Raw genomic sequence first — 19,136 nt, 5'->3', positions numbered from 1 at the left:
TATCACTTGATTTGACGATGGTACTTCATTTGACGATGGTGTTCATTTGACGATCGTGCTTCCCACTTTGCGCAAACGATTTCAGAGGATTCAAAAAAAATTCTGCTTTCTCCAATTGCCTCTTCCGAATACGTTATACCCTGTTTAGAAAGCGCTTCATTCCTGAATCCATAATACATCAGCAGGCTCGCAGATGTAAAAACGTTTGCACATGCTAAAATCAATAAAATTCAGCCGTTTATAATGGATAATGTTTCATTTACTCTATTTATCACATGATTTCTTTAAATAACTTGAATTTACTTCAGATTCAAAATTCATTTCTGCATTTTTTGTCGTATTTAGGCGAATATTGTTGTATAATTGCTAAATATTATCAATTTACAGACTTTGGAAATCGGTTTCCCCTTCCTAAAACTTTGTGCAACTGTTTGTACAAACCTCTTGAACCTCATTTTATTCCATGCTATAATCCAAACCATTATGAAACACCCATTCTTCACTAATCTAAAGGCACTGTCCCTTATCAGGTACAACCTCGGCGTAATCTACCCGGCGGTTGTGCCTATTTGCCATGTGCAGAATCGGGTGCGTAATCTATATAAATTGAATTACTGGTCTTATGTTTTGGGATTAGCCGTGACTCCAGAGAAGTTTTGGACTTCCGGCCGCTGTTGTATTTGGATTTCCTGATTAGAACCGCTCTACGCGGTAGAAATCAAAATACAAAGGCGGACGCTACCGCTCCTCCAGTTCCAAAATTCCCCTCCGCCACTTTTCCCTTAACTTAAATTTCTAAGTTCAATCTATATAGCCAAACTAAATTTAGGAGGAATAAATATGTTACTAGAAGCCGTGTACCACCGTCCCCGTCTGAACTGGTCGTATGCCTATGACCACAATACCATCCACCTGCGGCTGCGGGCCAAGAAGGGGGATCTGACTGAGGTCTTCGCCTGGGCGGGCGATAAATATGCCTGGGACACCACCAAGGAATTGATCCCGATGACCCTGTTCACTTCCGATGCGATGTTCGATTACTGGGAATGCGAATCGGTTCCGCTCTACCGCAGGCTGAAATACGGCTTCCTGCTGCAGCAGGGCAAAGAGCGCATCTGGATGACAGAGAGTGATTTCCAGAAGGAGCGTCCCGCGAACCCCAACCGGCTGTTTGAATTCCCCTACATAAGCCGCGGTGATGTCTTCACGCCTCCGGCCTGGGTCAAGGATGCGGTGTTTTATCAGATTTTCCCGGAGCGGTTCGCTAACGGCAATCCCGGCATAAGCCCTGCTAATGTGGAGCCTTGGGGCGGAACCCCCCGGCCGGATAATTTCTTCGGCGGAGATCTGCAGGGTGTCATAGATCATCTCGACCATCTGACGGAGCTGGGCATTACGGGCATTTATTTCACACCGGTCTTCACTGCCACCACCAATCACAAATATGACACGGAGGACTATATGCAGGTCGATCCGCATTTCGGTGATGTGGACACGCTGAAAAGATTGGTCGATGCTTGTCATGAGCGCGGCATCCGTGTGCTGCTGGACGCGGTCTTCAACCATGCGGGCCGTACCTTCGCCCCGTTCGTGGATGTACTGGAGAAGGGCGAGGATTCGGAGTATAAGAACTGGTTCCATATCCGGGAATATCCGCTCCAGGTAGTGAACAATATCCCGACTTACGATGCCTTCGCCTTCGAGCCGCTGATGCCGAAGCTGAACACGGAGCATCCTGAGGTGAAGGAGTATCTGCTGAAGGTCGCCGAGTATTGGATCAAGGAGGTCGGCATCGACGGCTGGCGTCTGGATGTGGCCAACGAGGTGGATCACGAATTCTGGCGTGATTTCCGCAAAGTCGTGAAGCGTGCCAATCCCGAGGCTTATATTCTGGGCGAGATCTGGCATGAATCAGCCCCTTGGCTGGAAGGCGACAAATTCGATGCCGTCATGAACTACCCGTTCACAGACGCGGTGCTTGACTTCTTCGTCTACGGAACGCTGGATGCGGAAGGCTTCGCCCATTCGATCGGCAGACAGCTGTCCCGGTATCCGCTCCAGGCCAGTGAGGTCGCCTTCAATCTCCTCGACAGCCATGATACTGCGCGTCTGCTGACTGTAGCCGAGGGCGATAAGAACGTCATGAAGCTGGCTGCACTGTTCCAGTTCACCTTCATGGGCACGCCCTGCATTTACTACGGGGACGAGATCGGAATGGATGGCGCAGGCGACCCGGACTGCCGTAAATGCATGGAGTGGGACCCGGAGCGGCAGGATCGCGATTTATTCAACTTTTACCGTAAGCTGATTGAGATCCGCGGCAGCCATCCGGCGCTGCGCACCGGACGCTTCACCTTCCTTGAAGCCGGAGCCGGGGGCAGCAAGCTGGCCTATGAGCGTAGTTTGGGCGATGATCTGATCATCGTGCTGATTAATACGGAGGAGACGGTGCAGACCTTCCGGCTGGACGTCCAGGAACGCAATTGGGAGAATCTGTGGACTGGCGAAGCGATCCATGCCGAACGCGGCAAGCTGTCACTGAGACTGCCTGCATACGGCTTCGCCGTGCTTCAGGCCCAGATGTCCTAATATATCGTCAGGTATAAATTTATGGATTGGATCTGCTGTATGCGCTTGAACGAGGACAACTGTACTTTGTACAATAGAATGCTGCAAAAACGGCTAACCTATAAACTCTATTGTATTCTGTACACTTGAATCTCAAGAAACGGCCTCTTTTCCGCCCAAACGCAACATTCAGCTGTACGAACTACAATAGAATCTGATTTGACGGCCAAATCAGAGGTTTCTAGTGTATGAAATACAATTGGTTAGTCAACGTTTGCTCCAAACACACCGCAGGCCGATAAAATGAGTTTGGCGGAGCTAGCCAACTGGCGGTTTATTTCTACCGTATATACCGGCTATTACCGGCAACACAAACAGGGTATCCCGCAGCAGCCGTCAGGCTGGCGGAATACCCTGTTTCGTTATGAAGCCGGATTACATAGGCAGATTTACTGGCTGAGCAGGTTATAGATCACCTGCGCGCTCTCTGCACGGGTCAGCTGTCCCTGCGGAACGAACCGGCCCTGTTCTCTGCCTGCTACAAGCTTCAATGCAGCGGCGGCAGCAACATAAGGCTTCGCCCATTCTCCCATGCCGGAAGCATCTGCGAACACTGCCGGGTATCCGGCAGAGGCCAGCTTCCTGCCCTGCTTGAATTCCAGGGCACGGACAGCCATCACAGCCATCTCCTCCCGGCTGATCGCCGCATCCGGTGCAAAGCTGCTGCCGCTGCGCCCCTGGACAATGCCCAGGTTTGCGGCTGCCTCCACGTAAGAGGCATACCACGCACCAGGCAGTACATCAGTGAACGGTATTTGCCCTTCACCAGACTGCCCGAGCGCCCGCATCAGCAGTGCCGTGAATTCTGCACGCGTCACCATCCGCGCCGGTTCAAAGGCGGCAGCACTTACTCCGGTAACGACTTGCTTCGCAGCCAGCGAGGTAACTGCGGCAGAAGCCCAGTGGGTAGCCGGCACATCCTTGAATACAGTATGCACCTCAAGCACGGCATACCTGCCGGATTGTGTAACTGCCGCCGTATAGGAACCGTCCGCCTGGACTGCTCCGCCCATGTACCGCAGCATACCGCCGTCCTCCAGACCGAACACACCAGTCCAATCCTTCACGGGCTGGCCTGTAAGCTTTAGCGTTAAGGTTACCGGCTGCTTGAATGAACCAACCGGTAGACGTGTGCCGTCCTGCTTGACCAGTTGCAGCTTAAGCTCGTAGATTCCTGACGCCGCAGCTACTGTCCTATTCTCCTTACTCAGACCGCGCACTGCATCCGGGCCAAGCGGATGAAGCTCCAGCAAAAGCCGCGCACTTCCGGTGTCCGCCCCCGTTGCCAGGGCTTCGGCATCAGCCAGCACCACACCCGGGAGCCTAACGGACAGCCCCTGCGAATGAATAACCAGCTCATTCTTGCCCAGTAAGCTGGCTGCCTGGAGCGGCAGGAGCACCGCTGTCTTGCCCGCTTCCAGACGAAGCTCAACCCTGCCATCCGTGGCAGCACGGAGCTGTACCTCACTGACTTCCTGGGTATCTCCCGGAACCGCCGCAGCGCTAGGCGAAGGTGTAGCCACCGGAGTCTCACCGGAGTCTGCCACCGGTGCCGGCGTTACTGCCGGCACCTCAGTCGGCACTGGTGTCGGTGTTAGTGTCGGCGTCGGCGTCGGAACCACTACCTCAGGCTTCTCTGCCAGAATGACAGTCCCGCCAGCATCTCTGCCCGGCAGCTCAACGCTAACCTTCCCGGTAGCATTCACCGTATATTCCTTGCCGCTGTATTCATCCTTCACGGTTGACAGTGGGGCATACGGAACAGGAATCTCCACCTTCTGCCCTTCTGCCTTGCTGTTGATAACCGTCACAATATTCGTTTTGCCATATTGCTTGTTGAAGGCCAGATACCCGGACTCATCGGAGCCGGCAAGCCAGCTGCGGGTTCCTCTGGCATAGACCTCGGAATACTCTGCCCGGATGTTCAGCAGCTTCATGTAATGATCGTGAAGCTCCTGCTCCGCATCCAGCTGATCCCATGGCATATCGCCGCGGTTCCCGCTGAACTCGCCCTCGGCCATATTGCCCGCATTTTTGCCTGAGCGGCCCAGCTCTTCGCCGTAGTAAATGACGGGCTGGCCCTTGGCTGTAATCTGCAGAGCAGCGGCAACCTTGAGCTTGCCTTTGTCCCCGTCCACGTATTCGGACAGGAAGCCGTCCTCATCATGGCTGCTCAGGAACTGGGCCATCATGCGGGTATTGCCGATTTTCGCTTCACGCTCCTGGAGATAGGCATCGACAGCCGTAATGGACCCGCCGGCGAACCGCTTCGCCTGCTCCTTGAAGCCGAAGTCCAGCAAGCCGTCCATCTGGCCGCTCTCCAGCGTTCCGCCCTCATTATCGGTGGTTCCGCCGAAGTATTCACCCACCAGCTTGAAGCCTGGGTCGATCGTGGTCAGCGCGTTCTTGAACGCTTTCCAGGTCGTATCCTCCACGTGCTTCACGGTGTCCACACGGAAATAGTCAATCGTATCCCCGCGTGCAGTGCGGGCGTTATTCAGCCAGCCGGTCTGCCAGGCGATCAGCTTCTCGCGGACCGCCGGATCTTCGGTGCGGAAGTCCGGCAGCCCGCTCAGCTCGCCTCGGATCACATCCTTGTCTGCCTGTACGCCGTCTGTGCGTAGCATGCCTGCGAAGCGCGCCTTATCCTCTGCCGTCACTCCGGGCTGCTCGTCACTCTCCTTCAGCCCGTAGCCGGCATGATTGAGCACGACATCGACCATGATTTTGATACCCCGGTCATGGGCCTTGTCAATCAGCTCCTTGAAGGTATCCATATCACCCAGATGCTCATCAAGCTTGGTGAAATCCTTCGCCCAATACCCGTGGTAGGCATACTGCTTGCCGCCGAAGCTTACCCCTTGGTTGAAATCGATATTATCGACAACTGGTGTAATCCACAGTGTATTGATGCCCAGCTCCTTCAGGTAATCGAGATTATCAATCATCCCTCTGAAATCGCCGCCGTGATACGCTTCAGGATGGGTTGTGTCCACATTCTCATTGTTATCAGGGTCGCCGTCCTTGAAGCGGTCAGTCAGTGCGAAGTAGATCCGTGCCTCATCCCAGTCAAAATCCGCCTTCGCGCCGCTATATGTTCTGGCCTTAACTTCTAGCTCAGCCGTCTGCCGGTGTGCATTGCCGTACTGGTCCACCAGGACCACCGGAATATTCTTGTGTCCGGCTGTTACATCCTGCTTCACCGACACGGTCTGCTGCATCAGCCCGGTATCGAGCTTGACCTTGGCAGGCCCGCCCAGTTCAGTAAGATCGAGATAAGCATCCGTGTAGGACACTTCCTCCGCAGAGGCTGCTTTTACCGTAATCACAGCGTTCTCATTGAAGTTCACCGCAGGCGGGCTGACTTCTGCTGTAATCTGCACCTCCGGCTTGTGGTAGCGGATCACCGATTCGCCGTCCACCGTATTGTACGGGTCCGTCAGCTCGCGGGTTACGCCATCCTTGGTAACCAGGAAGCTGTATTTATAAGTGCCCTCCTGAAGTCCTTCCAGGCGATAGCTGAACCACTCCTTGGCTGGATCATACGTCATCGGATACTCGGTTCCGTTCACCTTCACCTTCATTTCCGTAATGGCAGACATGTCCCCGCTGCGGAACAGCTCGTCATCCCGGTAGAGAAACGTTACAGCCTCTCCTTGCAGGAGCGGACCACGGACCGCCGGCATAACGTCAAGCTTCTGAACCATGCTGGTAACATAGACTTTGGTGAAAAGCTCGCCCGGTGTCAGCTCAATATAGCGGTCCTCCGCAATATCCTGTTTGTTCACCGACCAGTCCAGGCCCTTAATCAGTACGAAGCCTACACGGGTGGCTTCCTTGCCCACTTCAAACTGCACAGTTGAGCTTGTGGAATCCCCTTCAGGCTCCGGCAGCTTGATCTCACCGTCAGTAGCTCCGGTATACCAGAGCCATACGCTCCAGTCCTTGTAATTCTTGTCCGGACGGGTATAGGTGAACTGCACAACCCGCTTGCTGTCCACTGGCGGAGCGGTGACTTCAACTGTGACTTGAGCGGACAAGTCCCCATACGTAATCGTTATGGTAGCCGTGCCCGCCTTCAGTCCCTTGATCAGCCCTTTGGCGGTAACGGTGGCTACCTCCGGCTTATCCGATACATACTGCGCCTTGGCGGTAACGTTGCTTGAGGCCCCGTCATCGTAGGTGGCAGTCACCTTGGCCTGCTGCGTGCCACCCGCCTGCAGAGTATAGGCAGACTTGTCGGCTGCCAGCTTGGTCAACACCGCTGCCGGAGCCTCCTTGCGCAGGATCACCGAGGTCAGCGGGTCTACCGTGATGCCTTCAGCGCTCAGGCTGAAGCCGCTCTGCTCAGCCGGGGCAATCGCCGCCGTACCAGCCTGGTCACTGTCAGCTACAACCTCCGCCCCGGACAGGTCCTCCGGTAAGGTCAGCGTTCTTGCCTTGCTGTCGCCGTTCATGAAGACATAATAAATGCCCGTTCCATCTGTAGCCTTGCTGGAGTAGCCGATCACCAGATCCTGCGCCTTCATTTCCGGAGCCTGGATCAGCTTGACATTGGCATTCACAAGGCCCGTATCGCCCAGCCGGAAGGCATTGGTCGATTTCCTGAGCTGGATCAGCCCGGCCGTATAGGCCCTGGTCTCATTCTGTAGCGGATGCTTCACCGCATCCGTTGCTGCGGCCCAGTCGAACTTATTGACGCTATCAGACGAATCGTAGGAATCATGGATGAAATAACTGACCGACTGGTCCCCGGCATCCTGCACCTCGGTATATTTCTGCTCAGGAATGCCTGCCGCCATCCACTGCTTCGTGCGGCCGTATTCCTGTCCGGCATGGAGGAATGCCGTGCCCTGCGAGGTCAGCAGCAGCAGATTGCCAAGCCTGATCCGCTTCTGGATCTCAAGCTCATTCTCCGCAATCTGCGGATTCTTGCGGAGCGTTAAGGCAATCACATCGTGAAGTGTCAGATTGTCATGCGCCTCGATGTAAGGCACCATATCACCCGGATCATCCGCCGGAACATTGGAGGGCTGGGCCTTGATATTGTTCAGGATCGTGTTCAGCTCTCGCGCACCGCCGGTAATGAAGCGCGGTTCTCCCTCCGAGCCGAAGCCCGATTTCAGCTCGTTGCGGAATTCGTCGGAGAACACGCCGACGCTGTCCGTCTTGTCCATCCACTTCTGGTCGGCACCTTTTCCTGTGAGCTCAGGCTCACCCGCATCTCCCCCGAAGGTAATCCAGCCTTCGCCGATGAACAGCGCCTGCGGATTGATGGCGGCCGCAGCGTCATAAGCCGCCTGGACGGCGTCTGCTGTGGCGTCGCCCATCATGTCCCAGCGCATCCCGTCGATTTTATACTCCTCGAACCAGTATTTTACCGAATCCACCATCAGCTTCTCCGCCATCTTGTGGCTGGTCGCCAGGTTGTTGCCGAAGCCGCCGATGAAGTTGCCGTGAGCATCCTGGAAGGCATAATATCCGGGCACAATATCGTTCAGCAATTCCTTCTTGGCCATATGGGTGTAGACTACGTCAAGAATAACGCCCATTCCGGCCTCATGCACCGCATCAATCAGGGCCTTCAGCTCTCTGATCCGCGCCTCGGGGTCAGCCGGACGCTGAGAATAAGCCCCATCCGGGGAGAAATAGCTGTGCGGATCATACCCCCAGTTGTATTCATTGCCCTGGGCCGAGTAATCCAGCTCCCGCTCATCCATCCGGGTCTCGTCCCCGTAATACCAGGCCATGACCGGCAGCAGCTGAATGTGAGTCACCCCAAGGGACTTGATGTAATCCAGCTTTTTGGCAAAAGCGGCATAAGACCCCCACCGTTCCCCGCCCAGACTGGACTGGATCGCAGGGTCAGAGGTGAAGTCCCGGATATGGGCCTCATAGATGACCGCATCCTCGCGCTCCTCATAGCCAGGAATATGGGCTGCCTTGAAGTCTGGCGGATTCGTGGTGCTGAGATCAACAATCGCTGCCTTGCCAACCGTATCACCGCCTGTGCCTGCTTCCCCCGCCGTATTCACCGTGAACACGGCCATCGACTTGGCATAGGGATCAAGCACCTGCCGGGTAACCGCATCATTCGTGACCTCATACTGGTAGTAGAAGCCCCTGACATCCTCGGCGCCGGGTGCGCCTGTGAGATCGGCAGCCGTCAGCCGGGTTGACCAGACGCCTTTCTCACCAAGAGCCAGCTCCACGCGGCCAACCGTACGGTCAGCATCCCCTGCATCGTATACCACGGCGGTCACAGAGCTTGCCTTCGGCGCCCACAGCTTCAACGTTGCTGAATGATCGTCCTGATGGTACGTAGCACCCAGATCATCCCCGGTGTAATTGTACAGCTCATCGAGCATTCTCCAGCCGGTGGAAGCGGATACCGTTTTGCCGGCGTATGTTACACTGAGCGGCGTTTTCTTCAGGTCAAAAGCACCGGTAACCACCTCCATGGAGCTTCTGCCCGTAATCGTCACCGCAGTGACCGGAATGGCTGTCCCTTCCGCGTCCTTCACGGATATGGCGCTCTTCAGCGCAGCAGGGTCCAGCCCGTCCGTCATGGTGAAGCCCAGCACCAGCTTGCCGGCAGACAGTACCTCCGCAGACAAGAGGCCAACCGGCGTCTCGCCGAATGGAGAGGTGTAGACGTTCGGATCATTCTCCTTCACCCATAGCTGATTGTAGCGGTCCAGAAAAGCAAAGCTTTTGTTCTCATTGCCCGCCGGTCCGTCCTTGTCACCGGTGGCAGGCTTCATGACGATGAAGCTGATTGTCTTGGCGTTCTCCTTAAGCTGGATGTCAACATATGCTCCATAGGCATCCCTGTGCTCCGGCGTGAATGGTGTTGCACCCTTCGGCCAGCCTTCGGAAGGAGAGGCTACATCGTCCCACAGCCACAGGCCGTACTGGCTCTGATTGTTATCGGCACGCGAATAGTAAATCCGCACCGTATTCTCCGGGAGAGACACCGGCTCATATGGCGTCGCCAGATTGGAGCCTTCCTTGATCCAGGCCTCATTGGTCTCTGGAGTGCCGATCAGGAACGTCTTGTCCCCGTTCTCCATCTCCTTGACTCCGCTGACGCGGTTAACCACGAGGAAGGAGACCGATTTCGCCCCATCCTTGACCGGCAGGTCGACATATGCGCCGTAGGCATCGGTCTGTCCCGCCGGGAAGGGAACCGCACCTTTCGGCCAATTCGCAGATGGGGAAGCGGCATCGCCCCAGGTCCACAAGCCCAGATCGGCGTAATTGCCGTCCGCACGCTGGTAATGAACCCGCAGGTGTCCCGCCGGAACCGGCTGCACCTCACCCGGACCGCCTGGAGCGGTATACAGTGCGGAGACACTATGGTCCGCCGCGTTATATTGGAACGTCACCGGAAGCATCGTAGGCAGCTTGAGCTCCCGGGCAGTTTCCGGATAAGCTGCTCCTTCGGAAGATTCTGCGCCCGGAAGATAAATCTGATAGGTATAGTCACCCTCAGGCAGCAGCGCAGTCTGCTCGTACACTCCGTCCAGATCCGCATCATGAAGCAGCGTCCCCGCATCTGCCGGGGAGTTGTCAGCCGGATCACCCAGCGCCGTCTGCAAGGTACCGATCACCCGCGGCAGGCGCTCCGGCGCAACTGGGGAATAATACGTCGAATCCGCGATAGCTTTGGTCAGGTCATTATAATAAAAAGTCACACGGGTCTCTTCAGCTAGAGAAATCCGGATATTGCCCCCGGCATCTTCTCCCGCAGGATTCGTATAGCTGCCGGAGCCGTAGCTCTCCGACCAGCTGTCGTTGAGCGCTACCTTGTATTCATAGGTTCCCTTGGGCAGCGTGCCTGAGAATATGTACAAGCCTGCTCCCTTATAGGTCATCTCCGTGACCGTCGAGGTCTCGTTCCAGTTCTTCGTCTCCGCCGGGTCCAGCCCGGCGAACTTCGTCTGCAGATCGCCTACAAGTACCGCCTTCACCGCCGCAGCGCTTACTCTGGCCGGGCCGATGCTGAGGCCGGAGCCGATGAGAGCAAGAACCATCAGGACAGTAAATATTTTCTTAACCCGCACAGCAAAACTCATATCCGTTAATCCCCCCAATAATGTGATGGTACTGAACCCGCAGGGCAGGAATAACCCCCTTCCCTCCTTACGGACAAACACTGTAAGTACGGCCGCCTAAGGCCAACAAAATAACTTCGAACCTCCTTCCCCTTAAGGTAAAAGCATTACAAACCAATCTAATTCAGTACAAAATATGCGCAAACGTTTGCAAAAAGAAGTATAGTGAACTGATTGCTGTAATCAACCGGAGAACGGCTCTTAAATCTTCGGTAAAACCAGCATTTGTAAACGCTTGCTGCAATTCGTTAACATACTAATCTCCCGGCAAACTAATTGTCAACTACTTATTTTTTGAAAATTGATTCGCAATCACAAATTTTATTTGCACATTTTTTGCACAAATTCCTCCCTCGAATTGCACAGATTTGCGCAAATTCCGATACTATTTCCAGACTCGGAATGGCTAAAGCATCTGCGCTGCATGCTGCTCAGAACGTACAAGCTGCCGGGATTGCGCCCTACACGAGGTTTCACTATTTACAATCATCCCCACTTCGATTAATATTACTGTGTAAAGCAAACGGTTCCATTAGGAGGTTTCTATGACAGTTACCATTAAGGACGTTGCCAAGAAAGCGGGAGTCTCTCCCTCCACGGTGTCCCGGGTGTTGTCAGGCCATCCCAGAATCAGCTTAGAAACTTCCCGTAAGGTCAAAGTGATTATGGAAGAAATGGGCTACACCCCGAACATGATGGCCAAAAGTCTGGTATCCAAGACCACTAACAGTATCTGCATCATTCTTCCGAAACCGGCCGAAGAGCTGTTCTCCAATTTGTTTTTTATGGAATTAATCCGCGGGATCGTCACTCAGTCCAGCCGTTCGGGCTATGATGTGCTGATCAGCTCTGGAGCGAACGAGAAGGAGGAGCTTGAAGCTGTCTCCCGTCTGCTCAAGGGACGCCGTGTGGACGGCGTTATTCTGCTGTATTCCCGTAAAGACGATGCGGTGATCGATTTCCTGCAGTCGGGCGGTTATCCCTTTGTCCTGGTAGGACGAAGCGACCGCTACGAGGATATTCTGTCAGTGGACAATGATAATATCATGGCCGCCTATGATGCGACGAATCATCTCATCTCCATGGGACATGAACGCATCGGCTTCGTCAGCGGCCCGCCGAACCTCATCGTCTCAAGCGACCGTCTGGAGGGTTACCGCAAGGCCATGCAAGGTAAGGGGCTTACGATGAAGGAAGAATGGATCGTTGAAGGCGAATTCCTGCAGGACAGCGGCTATAGGGCGATGTCCTTCTTCATGAATCTTCCGAACCGTCCGACAGCACTTGTCGCGGTGGATGATATGGTCTCCTTCGGGGTACTCCGCGGATTGAACGAGCTGAAGTACAAGGTCCCCGAGGATCTGGCGATAGTCAGCTTCAACAACATCCCGCTGTCCGAGCTGTCTAGTCCTCCGATCAGCAGTATTGATATCGGAATCTATCATCTTGGCTATACGGCCTCTCAGGTGCTGATTCAGAACATCCAGAAGCCGGATAATCAGGACGGATATACGAATCGTTTTGTCATTCCCCACCGTCTAATCGTACGGGAGTCCTCTATGCATGCTCCGGGACATCAAGACATGTAGAAGCAACAGTAAGGCATGTACAAGAAAATGAATGAAGCAGACCTTCGCTTCATTTATTTTTTGGAGCATTGTTCAAACGTTTGCGCTAATATAAAAGAATGTTGCCGGCAGCGGCGTTTCCCCTGTGCTAATGTGGCGCTGAGGCTGATGGCGGCGCTCATACGGAGACTGGTGGGAGCCCGGAACTTGTGGCGGCGCTCATAACGAGGGCTGGTGATCGAGCTGGGGCTGACGTTAGTGCTGGTACAAGTGCTGGCGGCGGGACTGATACTGATGCTGGTGATCGAGACCGGAACTGATGGCGGCACTCATAACGAGGGCTGGTGATCGGGCTGGGGCCGGGACTGATACGGAGGCTGGAGCTCCGGGGCTGCGCACTTTGGGATGTTCGATGCTACTCTAAAGCCTTCCCTCCTGTGCAGAGAAATGTTGCACCTTTTGCAGGATTTCAGCCACCAAGGTACGATTCGCAGACAAATGTTGCATGTTTTGCAGGATTCTCGCCCATTTGGCGCGCAACTCTCACCGATTGTTGTACTTTATGCAGGATTTCCGCCAGCGGGACTTGTTCCGCACAGGAATGTTGCACCTTTTGCAGGAATTCCGCCCATTTGGCGGGTTGCCCATATCTATTTGTTCACTAATCATTTTAGGAGGTTCAACATGTCAGATATCAAAGCCTGCCTGTTCGATCTGGACGGCGTTCTCGTAGACACTGCCCGGTACCACTATATTGCTTGGAGGGAGCTGGCCGAGGAGCTTGGATTTGTCTTCACAGAGCAGGATAACGAGCGGCTCAAGGGGGTCAGCCGGGCCGCTTCGCTGAATATTCTGCTGGAGATCGGCGGCATCACACTTGACGAAGACGAGAAAGCCCGGCTGGCCGAGCAGAAGAATAACCGCTATGTCGAGTATATCGCCAAGATGGACAGCTCGGAGATTCTGCCCGGCGCCCTGGACTTTCTGCAGGAATGCCGGACAGTCGGCATCAAGGTAGCCCTCGGCTCCGCCAGCAAGAACGCGATGACCATCCTGAACAATACCGGCCTGACCCCATACTTCGATGCCATCATCGACGGCACGCATACCAGCGCGGCCAAGCCTGACCCGGAGGTCTTCCTGCTGGGTGCGAAGGCTCTGGACACCGCTCCCGCACAATGCGTCGTCTTCGAGGATGCCGCTGCCGGTATCCTGGCCGCTTCCCGTGCCGGTATGCGCAGCGTGGGCATCGGCTCACCCGAGACGCTAGGCGAAGCGACGCTAGTTGTCCCTTCACTGCGGCAGCTTAGTGTTGCCACGCTGAAGGAATCTTTTGCCACTGTATGACGAATAGTAACAGTACAGGAGCCGGAACGCGAGACCTTTCGTTGAACGGAATCTCTAGTCGGCCGGACAGCCTTACTGCACTTTGTACAACTATTCAGCCATTAGCCCCCCGTTCATCCGCTTAGTTGTACTTTGTACAATTATGCAATCACTTTTAGGCTGCTATGACCCGTTAGGGCAGATTTAGTTGTACAGACTACAGTTATACGGCTCAAGTCCCTCTAATCGCACCTTTTAAATGCACAGAATACAACTAACTCTAAGTCTTAACCTCTGCGCTTTACTCCGGGTGCAGAAAGCGTCAATTACTCTATGCACTTATTAGTTCAGTTCATCAGTTCAAGTTCATCAGTCAGAGCGAATGCTGCACTTGCATCTTCTACCCTACCCTCAGTAAAGAACTGTGTGCGTTATCCAACAGGTACGTGATCAGCGGAGAAAGCGAAAGGAATGTGTAGAAGCGCCAGCGTTCGCCTTTGTCCCCGGAAGTTTACCTTATAGCTTGAATAAAGGCATCCGGGGACAACAGCGATCGTAACATCCTTTCGCATTCGGAGCGGCCTGCACGTACCGGCAAGACTGAGGCATACGGTTCATTTTATATCCACATCCCCCCTTAAAGGAGCCAAAATCATGAAACAATACTTAACAATCAACGAATGGTCCATCATCGAAGAGTCCTTTGATCCGCAGACCCAGGAAATATCCGAAAGCGTATTTAGTATCGGGAACGGATACATGGGCGGGAGAGCCAACTTCGAGGAGCAGTACAGCGGGCACAGCCTGCAAGGCAGCTACATGGCCGGGGTCTATTATCCTGACAAGACACGGGTCGGCTGGTGGAAGAACGGGTACCCGGAGTATTTTGCCAAAGTGCTGAACAGCACCAACTGGATCGGAATTAACATTGAGCTGGACGGGACACCGCTCGACCTGGCCAATTGTACAGTCAGTGAGTTCCGCCGGGTACTTAATATGAAGGAAGGCACGCTCTCCCGCAGCTTCACCGCAACCACCCAGGACGGCAAAGAAGTCAAGGTAGAGAGCATCCGCATCGTCAGTATGGTCCGTCAGGAGATCGGGGCAATCCGCTATTCGCTCACTCCGCTCAATTTTGCAGGGAATATTACCGTAACCCCCTACCTGGATGGCGATATCAAGAACAAGGATGCCAACTATGACGAGAAGTTCTGGAACGAAGTGGAGAAGAAGGCAGGACCGGAAGGCGGACATTTGACCCTGAAGACCAAAAAGCTTGATTTCCATGTCACCTCCGCCTTCGTCTTCGACATTCTGCTGAATGGGGAGCCGGTTGCGGCCGAAGCAGAGGTGCTGGAGCAGGACAAATATGTGGGCAGTACAGTGAACGTTCCGGTACAATCCGGCGATCAGCTGGTTATTTATAAGTATGCTGCGAATGTCACCTCCCGCAATTACGGGCTGGGCCAACTGGTGGATGCCGCATCGGCTGCACTTCAGAGTGCGCGGGAGGCGGGTTTTGTGGCGCTTTTGGCGGAACAGGCTGCGGCTTGGGGCGACAAGTGGAAAGAGAGCGACATTATTATTGAAGGCGATGTGTCGGCGCAGCAGGCGATCCGGTTCAATATTTTCCAGCTGAATCAGACGTATACGGGCGAGGATGACCGGCTCAACATCGGACCGAAGGGCTTCACCGGGGAAAAATACGGCGGCAGCACCTACTGGGATACGGAAGCTTATTGTGTGCCGTTCTATCTCAGTACCGCCGACTCCGCGATTGCCCGCAATCTGCTGATCTACCGCTACAAGCATCTGGAGAAGGCCAAGGAGAACGCCCGCAAGCTCGGCTACGGCAAAGGCGCGCTCTACCCGATGGTCACAATGAACGGCGAGGAATGCCACAACGAGTGGGAGATTACTTTCGAGGAGATTCACCGCAACGGCGCGATTGCCTATGCTATTTATAACTATGTGAATTATACCGGCGACAAGGCTTATCTGGGCCAATACGGCCTGGAGGTGCTGGTGGAGATTGCGCGCTTTTGGGAGGAGCGTGTGAACTATGTGGCGCATAAGGACAAATACGTGATGCTGGGCGTCACCGGCCCGAATGAATACGAGAATAACGTCAATAACAACTGGTACACGAACCGGATGGCCGCCTGGACGATGGAATACACGCTTGAGGCTCTGGCCTATGTGCAGGAGAATGAGGCTTCGCGTTACGCTGAGCTGGCCGACAAGCTGGAGCTGCTGGAGAGCGAAACGGCCAAGTGGAGTGAGATTATCGCCAAAATGTACTATCCGGCTGACGAGGAACGCGGTATCTTCCTCCAGCAGGACGGCTTTCTTGACAAGGAGATCATTCAGGTCAAGGATGTGCTGCCGGAGAACCTGCCGCTGAACCAGAAATGGTCATGGGACCGGATTCTGCGCTCATGCTTCATCAAACAGGCAGATGTGCTTCAGGGACTCTACTTCCTCGGCGACCGCTATGATCTGGAGACCAAGAAGCGCAACTTCGACTTTTACGAGCCGATCACCGTGCATGAGTCCTCCCTCTCCCCTTGCATCCATTCCATTCTGGCCAGTGAGCTGGGCTACAAGGAGAAGGCGTATGAGATGTACCTGCGGACCTCACGCCTAGATCTCGACAATTACAATAACGATACGGAGGACGGCTGCCATACCACCAGCATGGCGGGTACATGGATGTCCGTTGTTCATGGCTTCGGCGGACTTCGCGTGCTGAACGACCGGCTGGTTCTGAACCCGTCTAACCCGGGACACTGGACCTCCTATTCGTTCAAAATCATGTTCCGCGGCTCCCGGCTAAAAGTGACCGTGACCGATGCACAGGTTACCGTCAGCAACGAAACCGAGGTTCCAGCCTCCCTCACCATTCACGGCAAGGAGTATACGGTGAACGGACTGGGCACTGTCAGCGCCGGGGGCACTTCTGTTACGGTGTAAGCTTATCAGCCCCGAAGATATTTAGCTTCTTCGGGGCTTTTTTCAATAAGAGATCTACTAATTCTCCCAAATCATCAATAACAGCATCTGCTTCAGCCACTGTGACAAACGGATCATTCCGTTTCCAGACAGCCTTCATTCCCGCTTCGCGGCTTGCCCGAATATCGTTATCCGGATGATCGCCAACAAAAAGAGCATTGCCCGCATCTACACCTAATCTTGTTAATGCACGATGGAAAATAGCCGGATCTGGCTTGCGCAGTCCCTCCCATTCGGAGATAAGCACCTCGTCGAATAAATGCCCGATGTTCAAGGCCTTGAAATTATCGTATTGAAATTGACCATAACCGTTCGAGATTAACGCAATCTTCAGATCATGATTCTTCAGTTCAGTAAGCATACTTAATAAATTCGGGAAACCTGTGCAGTGTTGCTGGAAGTTGTATAAGTAATCATCCAATAGCAAGCTCCAGTCCAGCTTCGAAATAGAGAACTCTTGTAGGATCTGTTGATACACTTTGTCCTTCCATAGGTAACCGTGATTATCAAGTTCGATAAAGCGCTGAACAAACAAATCATGATCAACAATCTGAAGCTCCGGGTAACGCCTGTATTGATCTTGTACGAACTTTAACAGAGATGTATCCCGGTCCAGCAATGTTCCATCCAAATCAAAAAGAACCGCTTGGATTGACAATCCAATCCCTCCATTCCCTTGTAACCTATAAACCTAATATACCATGGTAAAGGAGCTACATTAATGAAAAGAACCTTTTGGAAAGAAGCCGTAGTCTACCAGATCTACCCGCGCAGCTTCCAGGACAGCAACGGAGACGGTATCGGCGACCTGCAGGGCATCCTCGCCCGGCTGGATTATCTGCAGAAGCTGGGCGTTACTGTCGTCTGGCTGTCACCGGTCTACAAATCACCGAACGATGACAACGGTTATGACATCAGCGACTACGAGGATATTATGGATGAGTTCGGCACATTGCGGGACTGGGAGGAGTTGCTCGCCGGACTGCATGAACGCGGCATCAAGCTGATGATGGACCTCGTCATTAACCATTCCTCGGACGAGCATGTCTGGTTCGTAGAATCCCGTTCCTCCAAGGATAATCCCTACCGCGATTATTACATCTGGCGTCCGGGCGGACCAGATGGCGCGCTGCCGAACAACTGGAGCTCCATCTTCAGCGGCCCGGCCTGGGAGCAGGATGAGACTACCGGTGAATATTATCTCCACCTGTTCTCGCGCAAGCAGCCGGATCTGAACTGGGAGAACCCCCGGCTGCGGGAGGCGCTCTACAAGATGATGGCCTTCTGGCTCGACAAGGGTGTGGACGGGCTGCGGATGGATGTCATTAACCTGATTTCCAAGGTGGAAGGCCTGCCTTCCGTCCAGCATGAGGACCTGGCCCCGGGCGAGCTTGCTGGCGGCGGCGAATACTATATGAATGGACCCAGGGTTCATGAGTATCTGCAGGAGATGAACCGTGAAGTTCTCTCCAAATACGACGTAATGACTGTCGGGGAGACGCCGGGAGCCACCGTAGAGGATGCCATTCTCTATACAGACGAAGACCGCCATGAGCTGCAAATGGTGTTCCAGTTCGAGCATATGGACGTAGATTCCGGCCCGGGCGGCAAATGGAATGTGGTGTCGTGGACGCTGAAGGGGCTGCGGGATATTTTGCATAAATGGCAGGTGGGGCTTGCAGACAAGGGCTGGAACAGTCTATATCTCAACAACCACGATCAGCCGCGGATGGTCTCACGGTTCGGAGATGACGGCAAGTACCGCGTACAATCGGCCAAAATGCTGGCTACCCTGCTGCACACGCTCAAAGGCACGCCTTACATCTATCAGGGTGAGGAAATTGGCATGACCAATGTGAAGTTCCCCGCGCTGGAGGATTATAAGGATATCGAGATTCTCAATATGTACCGGGAAAAGGTGACCGAAGGCGGCACAGACCACGACACCATTCTCCAGGCGATTCATTCCAAAGGCCGCGACAATGCCCGCACCCCGATGCAGTGGAATGCCTCAAGCAACGCCGGCTTCACCACCGGAACCCCGTGGCTGAAGCTCAATCCGCGCTACACCGAGATTAATGTGGAGCAGGCGCTGGCTGATCCGGACTCTGTATTTTACTATTATCAGGAATTGATTCGTCTGCGTAAGCAGCATCCCATTATGGTCTATGGCGAGTATGAGCTGCTGCTGCCGGAGCATGAATATATCTATGCCTATACCCGCACCTTGGACGATGAAAAGTGGCTCATCCTGCTCAATTTCGGTGATACCCCGCAGACTGTAGAGCTTACAGATGAACTGAACGCCGTCACCGGAACGATCATCAGCAATTATCCGGAGGAGCCCGCAGCCATGGACCGCAGCACCCTCCGCCCTTACGAGGCCAGAGTCTGCCGGATCGGGTAGCGTAACGAAAGCTGACAAATCCCTTCGAATATGACATCATAGGTGGATAGAACGCATGACCTGTCATTAATGAGCAGA

At 54.0% G+C, this 19,136-nt stretch carries 7 protein-coding genes; 5 read left to right on the top strand and 2 right to left on the bottom strand.

Features of this window, described 5'->3' with window-relative positions:
* Window positions 1-840: 840 nt before the first annotated feature.
* Window positions 841-2,589, top strand: a complete 1,749-nt coding sequence (locus tag MKX51_RS07990) for an alpha-glycosidase (RefSeq protein WP_340991981.1) — start codon at window positions 841-843, stop codon at window positions 2,587-2,589.
* A 428-nt stretch (window positions 2,590-3,017) separates the two neighbouring features.
* On the opposite strand, the gene MKX51_RS07985 is transcribed toward MKX51_RS07990, so the two are convergent.
* On the bottom strand, window positions 3,018-10,706 hold the full coding sequence (locus MKX51_RS07985; RefSeq protein WP_340991980.1) for a pullulanase: 7,689 nt from the start codon (window positions 10,704-10,706) through the stop codon (window positions 3,018-3,020).
* 584 nt (window positions 10,707-11,290) lie between these two features.
* Between MKX51_RS07985 and MKX51_RS07980 the strand changes: the two genes are divergently transcribed.
* From MKX51_RS07980 to MKX51_RS07970, 3 genes are all read left to right on the top strand, one after another.
* Window positions 11,291-12,334, top strand: coding sequence for a LacI family DNA-binding transcriptional regulator (locus tag MKX51_RS07980; protein ID WP_340942443.1), 1,044 nt, complete (start codon window positions 11,291-11,293; stop codon window positions 12,332-12,334).
* A gap of 663 nt (window positions 12,335-12,997) precedes the next feature.
* Window positions 12,998-13,660 (top strand): beta-phosphoglucomutase, encoded by a 663-nt coding sequence (gene pgmB / locus MKX51_RS07975; protein WP_340991979.1) that lies wholly within the window; start codon window positions 12,998-13,000, stop codon window positions 13,658-13,660.
* Window positions 13,661-14,293: 633 nt separating this feature from the next.
* A complete protein-coding gene (locus MKX51_RS07970) occupies window positions 14,294-16,612 on the top strand; it encodes a glycoside hydrolase family 65 protein (protein WP_340991978.1) in 2,319 nt (772 codons plus the stop codon).
* Here MKX51_RS07970 and MKX51_RS07965 read toward each other — a convergent pair.
* Window positions 16,602-17,309, bottom strand: a complete 708-nt coding sequence (locus MKX51_RS07965) for an HAD family hydrolase (RefSeq protein ID WP_340991977.1) — start codon at window positions 17,307-17,309, stop codon at window positions 16,602-16,604. The two genes, MKX51_RS07970 and MKX51_RS07965, sit on opposite strands and share 11 nt — an antisense overlap.
* Window positions 17,310-17,372: 63 nt before the next feature.
* On the opposite strand from MKX51_RS07965, the gene MKX51_RS07960 reads away from it, so the two are divergent.
* Window positions 17,373-19,058 carry a glycoside hydrolase family 13 protein gene (locus MKX51_RS07960; RefSeq protein ID WP_340991976.1) on the top strand — a complete coding sequence of 562 codons (1,686 nt, stop codon included), beginning with the start codon at window positions 17,373-17,375 and terminating at the stop codon, window positions 19,056-19,058.
* The last annotated feature ends 78 nt before the right edge of the window (window positions 19,059-19,136 follow it).

It is taken from the genome of Paenibacillus sp. FSL M7-0420 (genome assembly GCF_038002345.1).
In the GTDB taxonomy this organism is placed as follows: Bacteria; Bacillota; Bacilli; order Paenibacillales; family Paenibacillaceae; genus Paenibacillus_AQ.
Note: the sequence above shows the minus strand (reverse complement) of the source record. Positions and strands in the feature narration are given on the sequence as shown.

What these genes read in the sequence shown, in the direction of transcription:
- MKX51_RS07985 (WP_340991980.1), bottom strand. Translation starts at nt 10,706, where the DNA reads ATGAGTTTTGCTGTGCGGGTTAAGAAAATATTTACTGTCCTGATGGTT.
- MKX51_RS07960 (WP_340991976.1), top strand. Translation starts at nt 17,373, where the DNA reads ATGAAAAGAACCTTTTGGAAAGAAGCCGTAGTCTACCAGATCTACCCG.
- MKX51_RS07970 (WP_340991978.1), top strand. Translation starts at nt 14,294, where the DNA reads ATGAAACAATACTTAACAATCAACGAATGGTCCATCATCGAAGAGTCC.
- pgmB (WP_340991979.1), top strand. Translation starts at nt 12,998, where the DNA reads ATGTCAGATATCAAAGCCTGCCTGTTCGATCTGGACGGCGTTCTCGTA.
- MKX51_RS07990 (WP_340991981.1), top strand. Translation starts at nt 841, where the DNA reads ATGTTACTAGAAGCCGTGTACCACCGTCCCCGTCTGAACTGGTCGTAT.
- MKX51_RS07980 (WP_340942443.1), top strand. Translation starts at nt 11,291, where the DNA reads ATGACAGTTACCATTAAGGACGTTGCCAAGAAAGCGGGAGTCTCTCCC.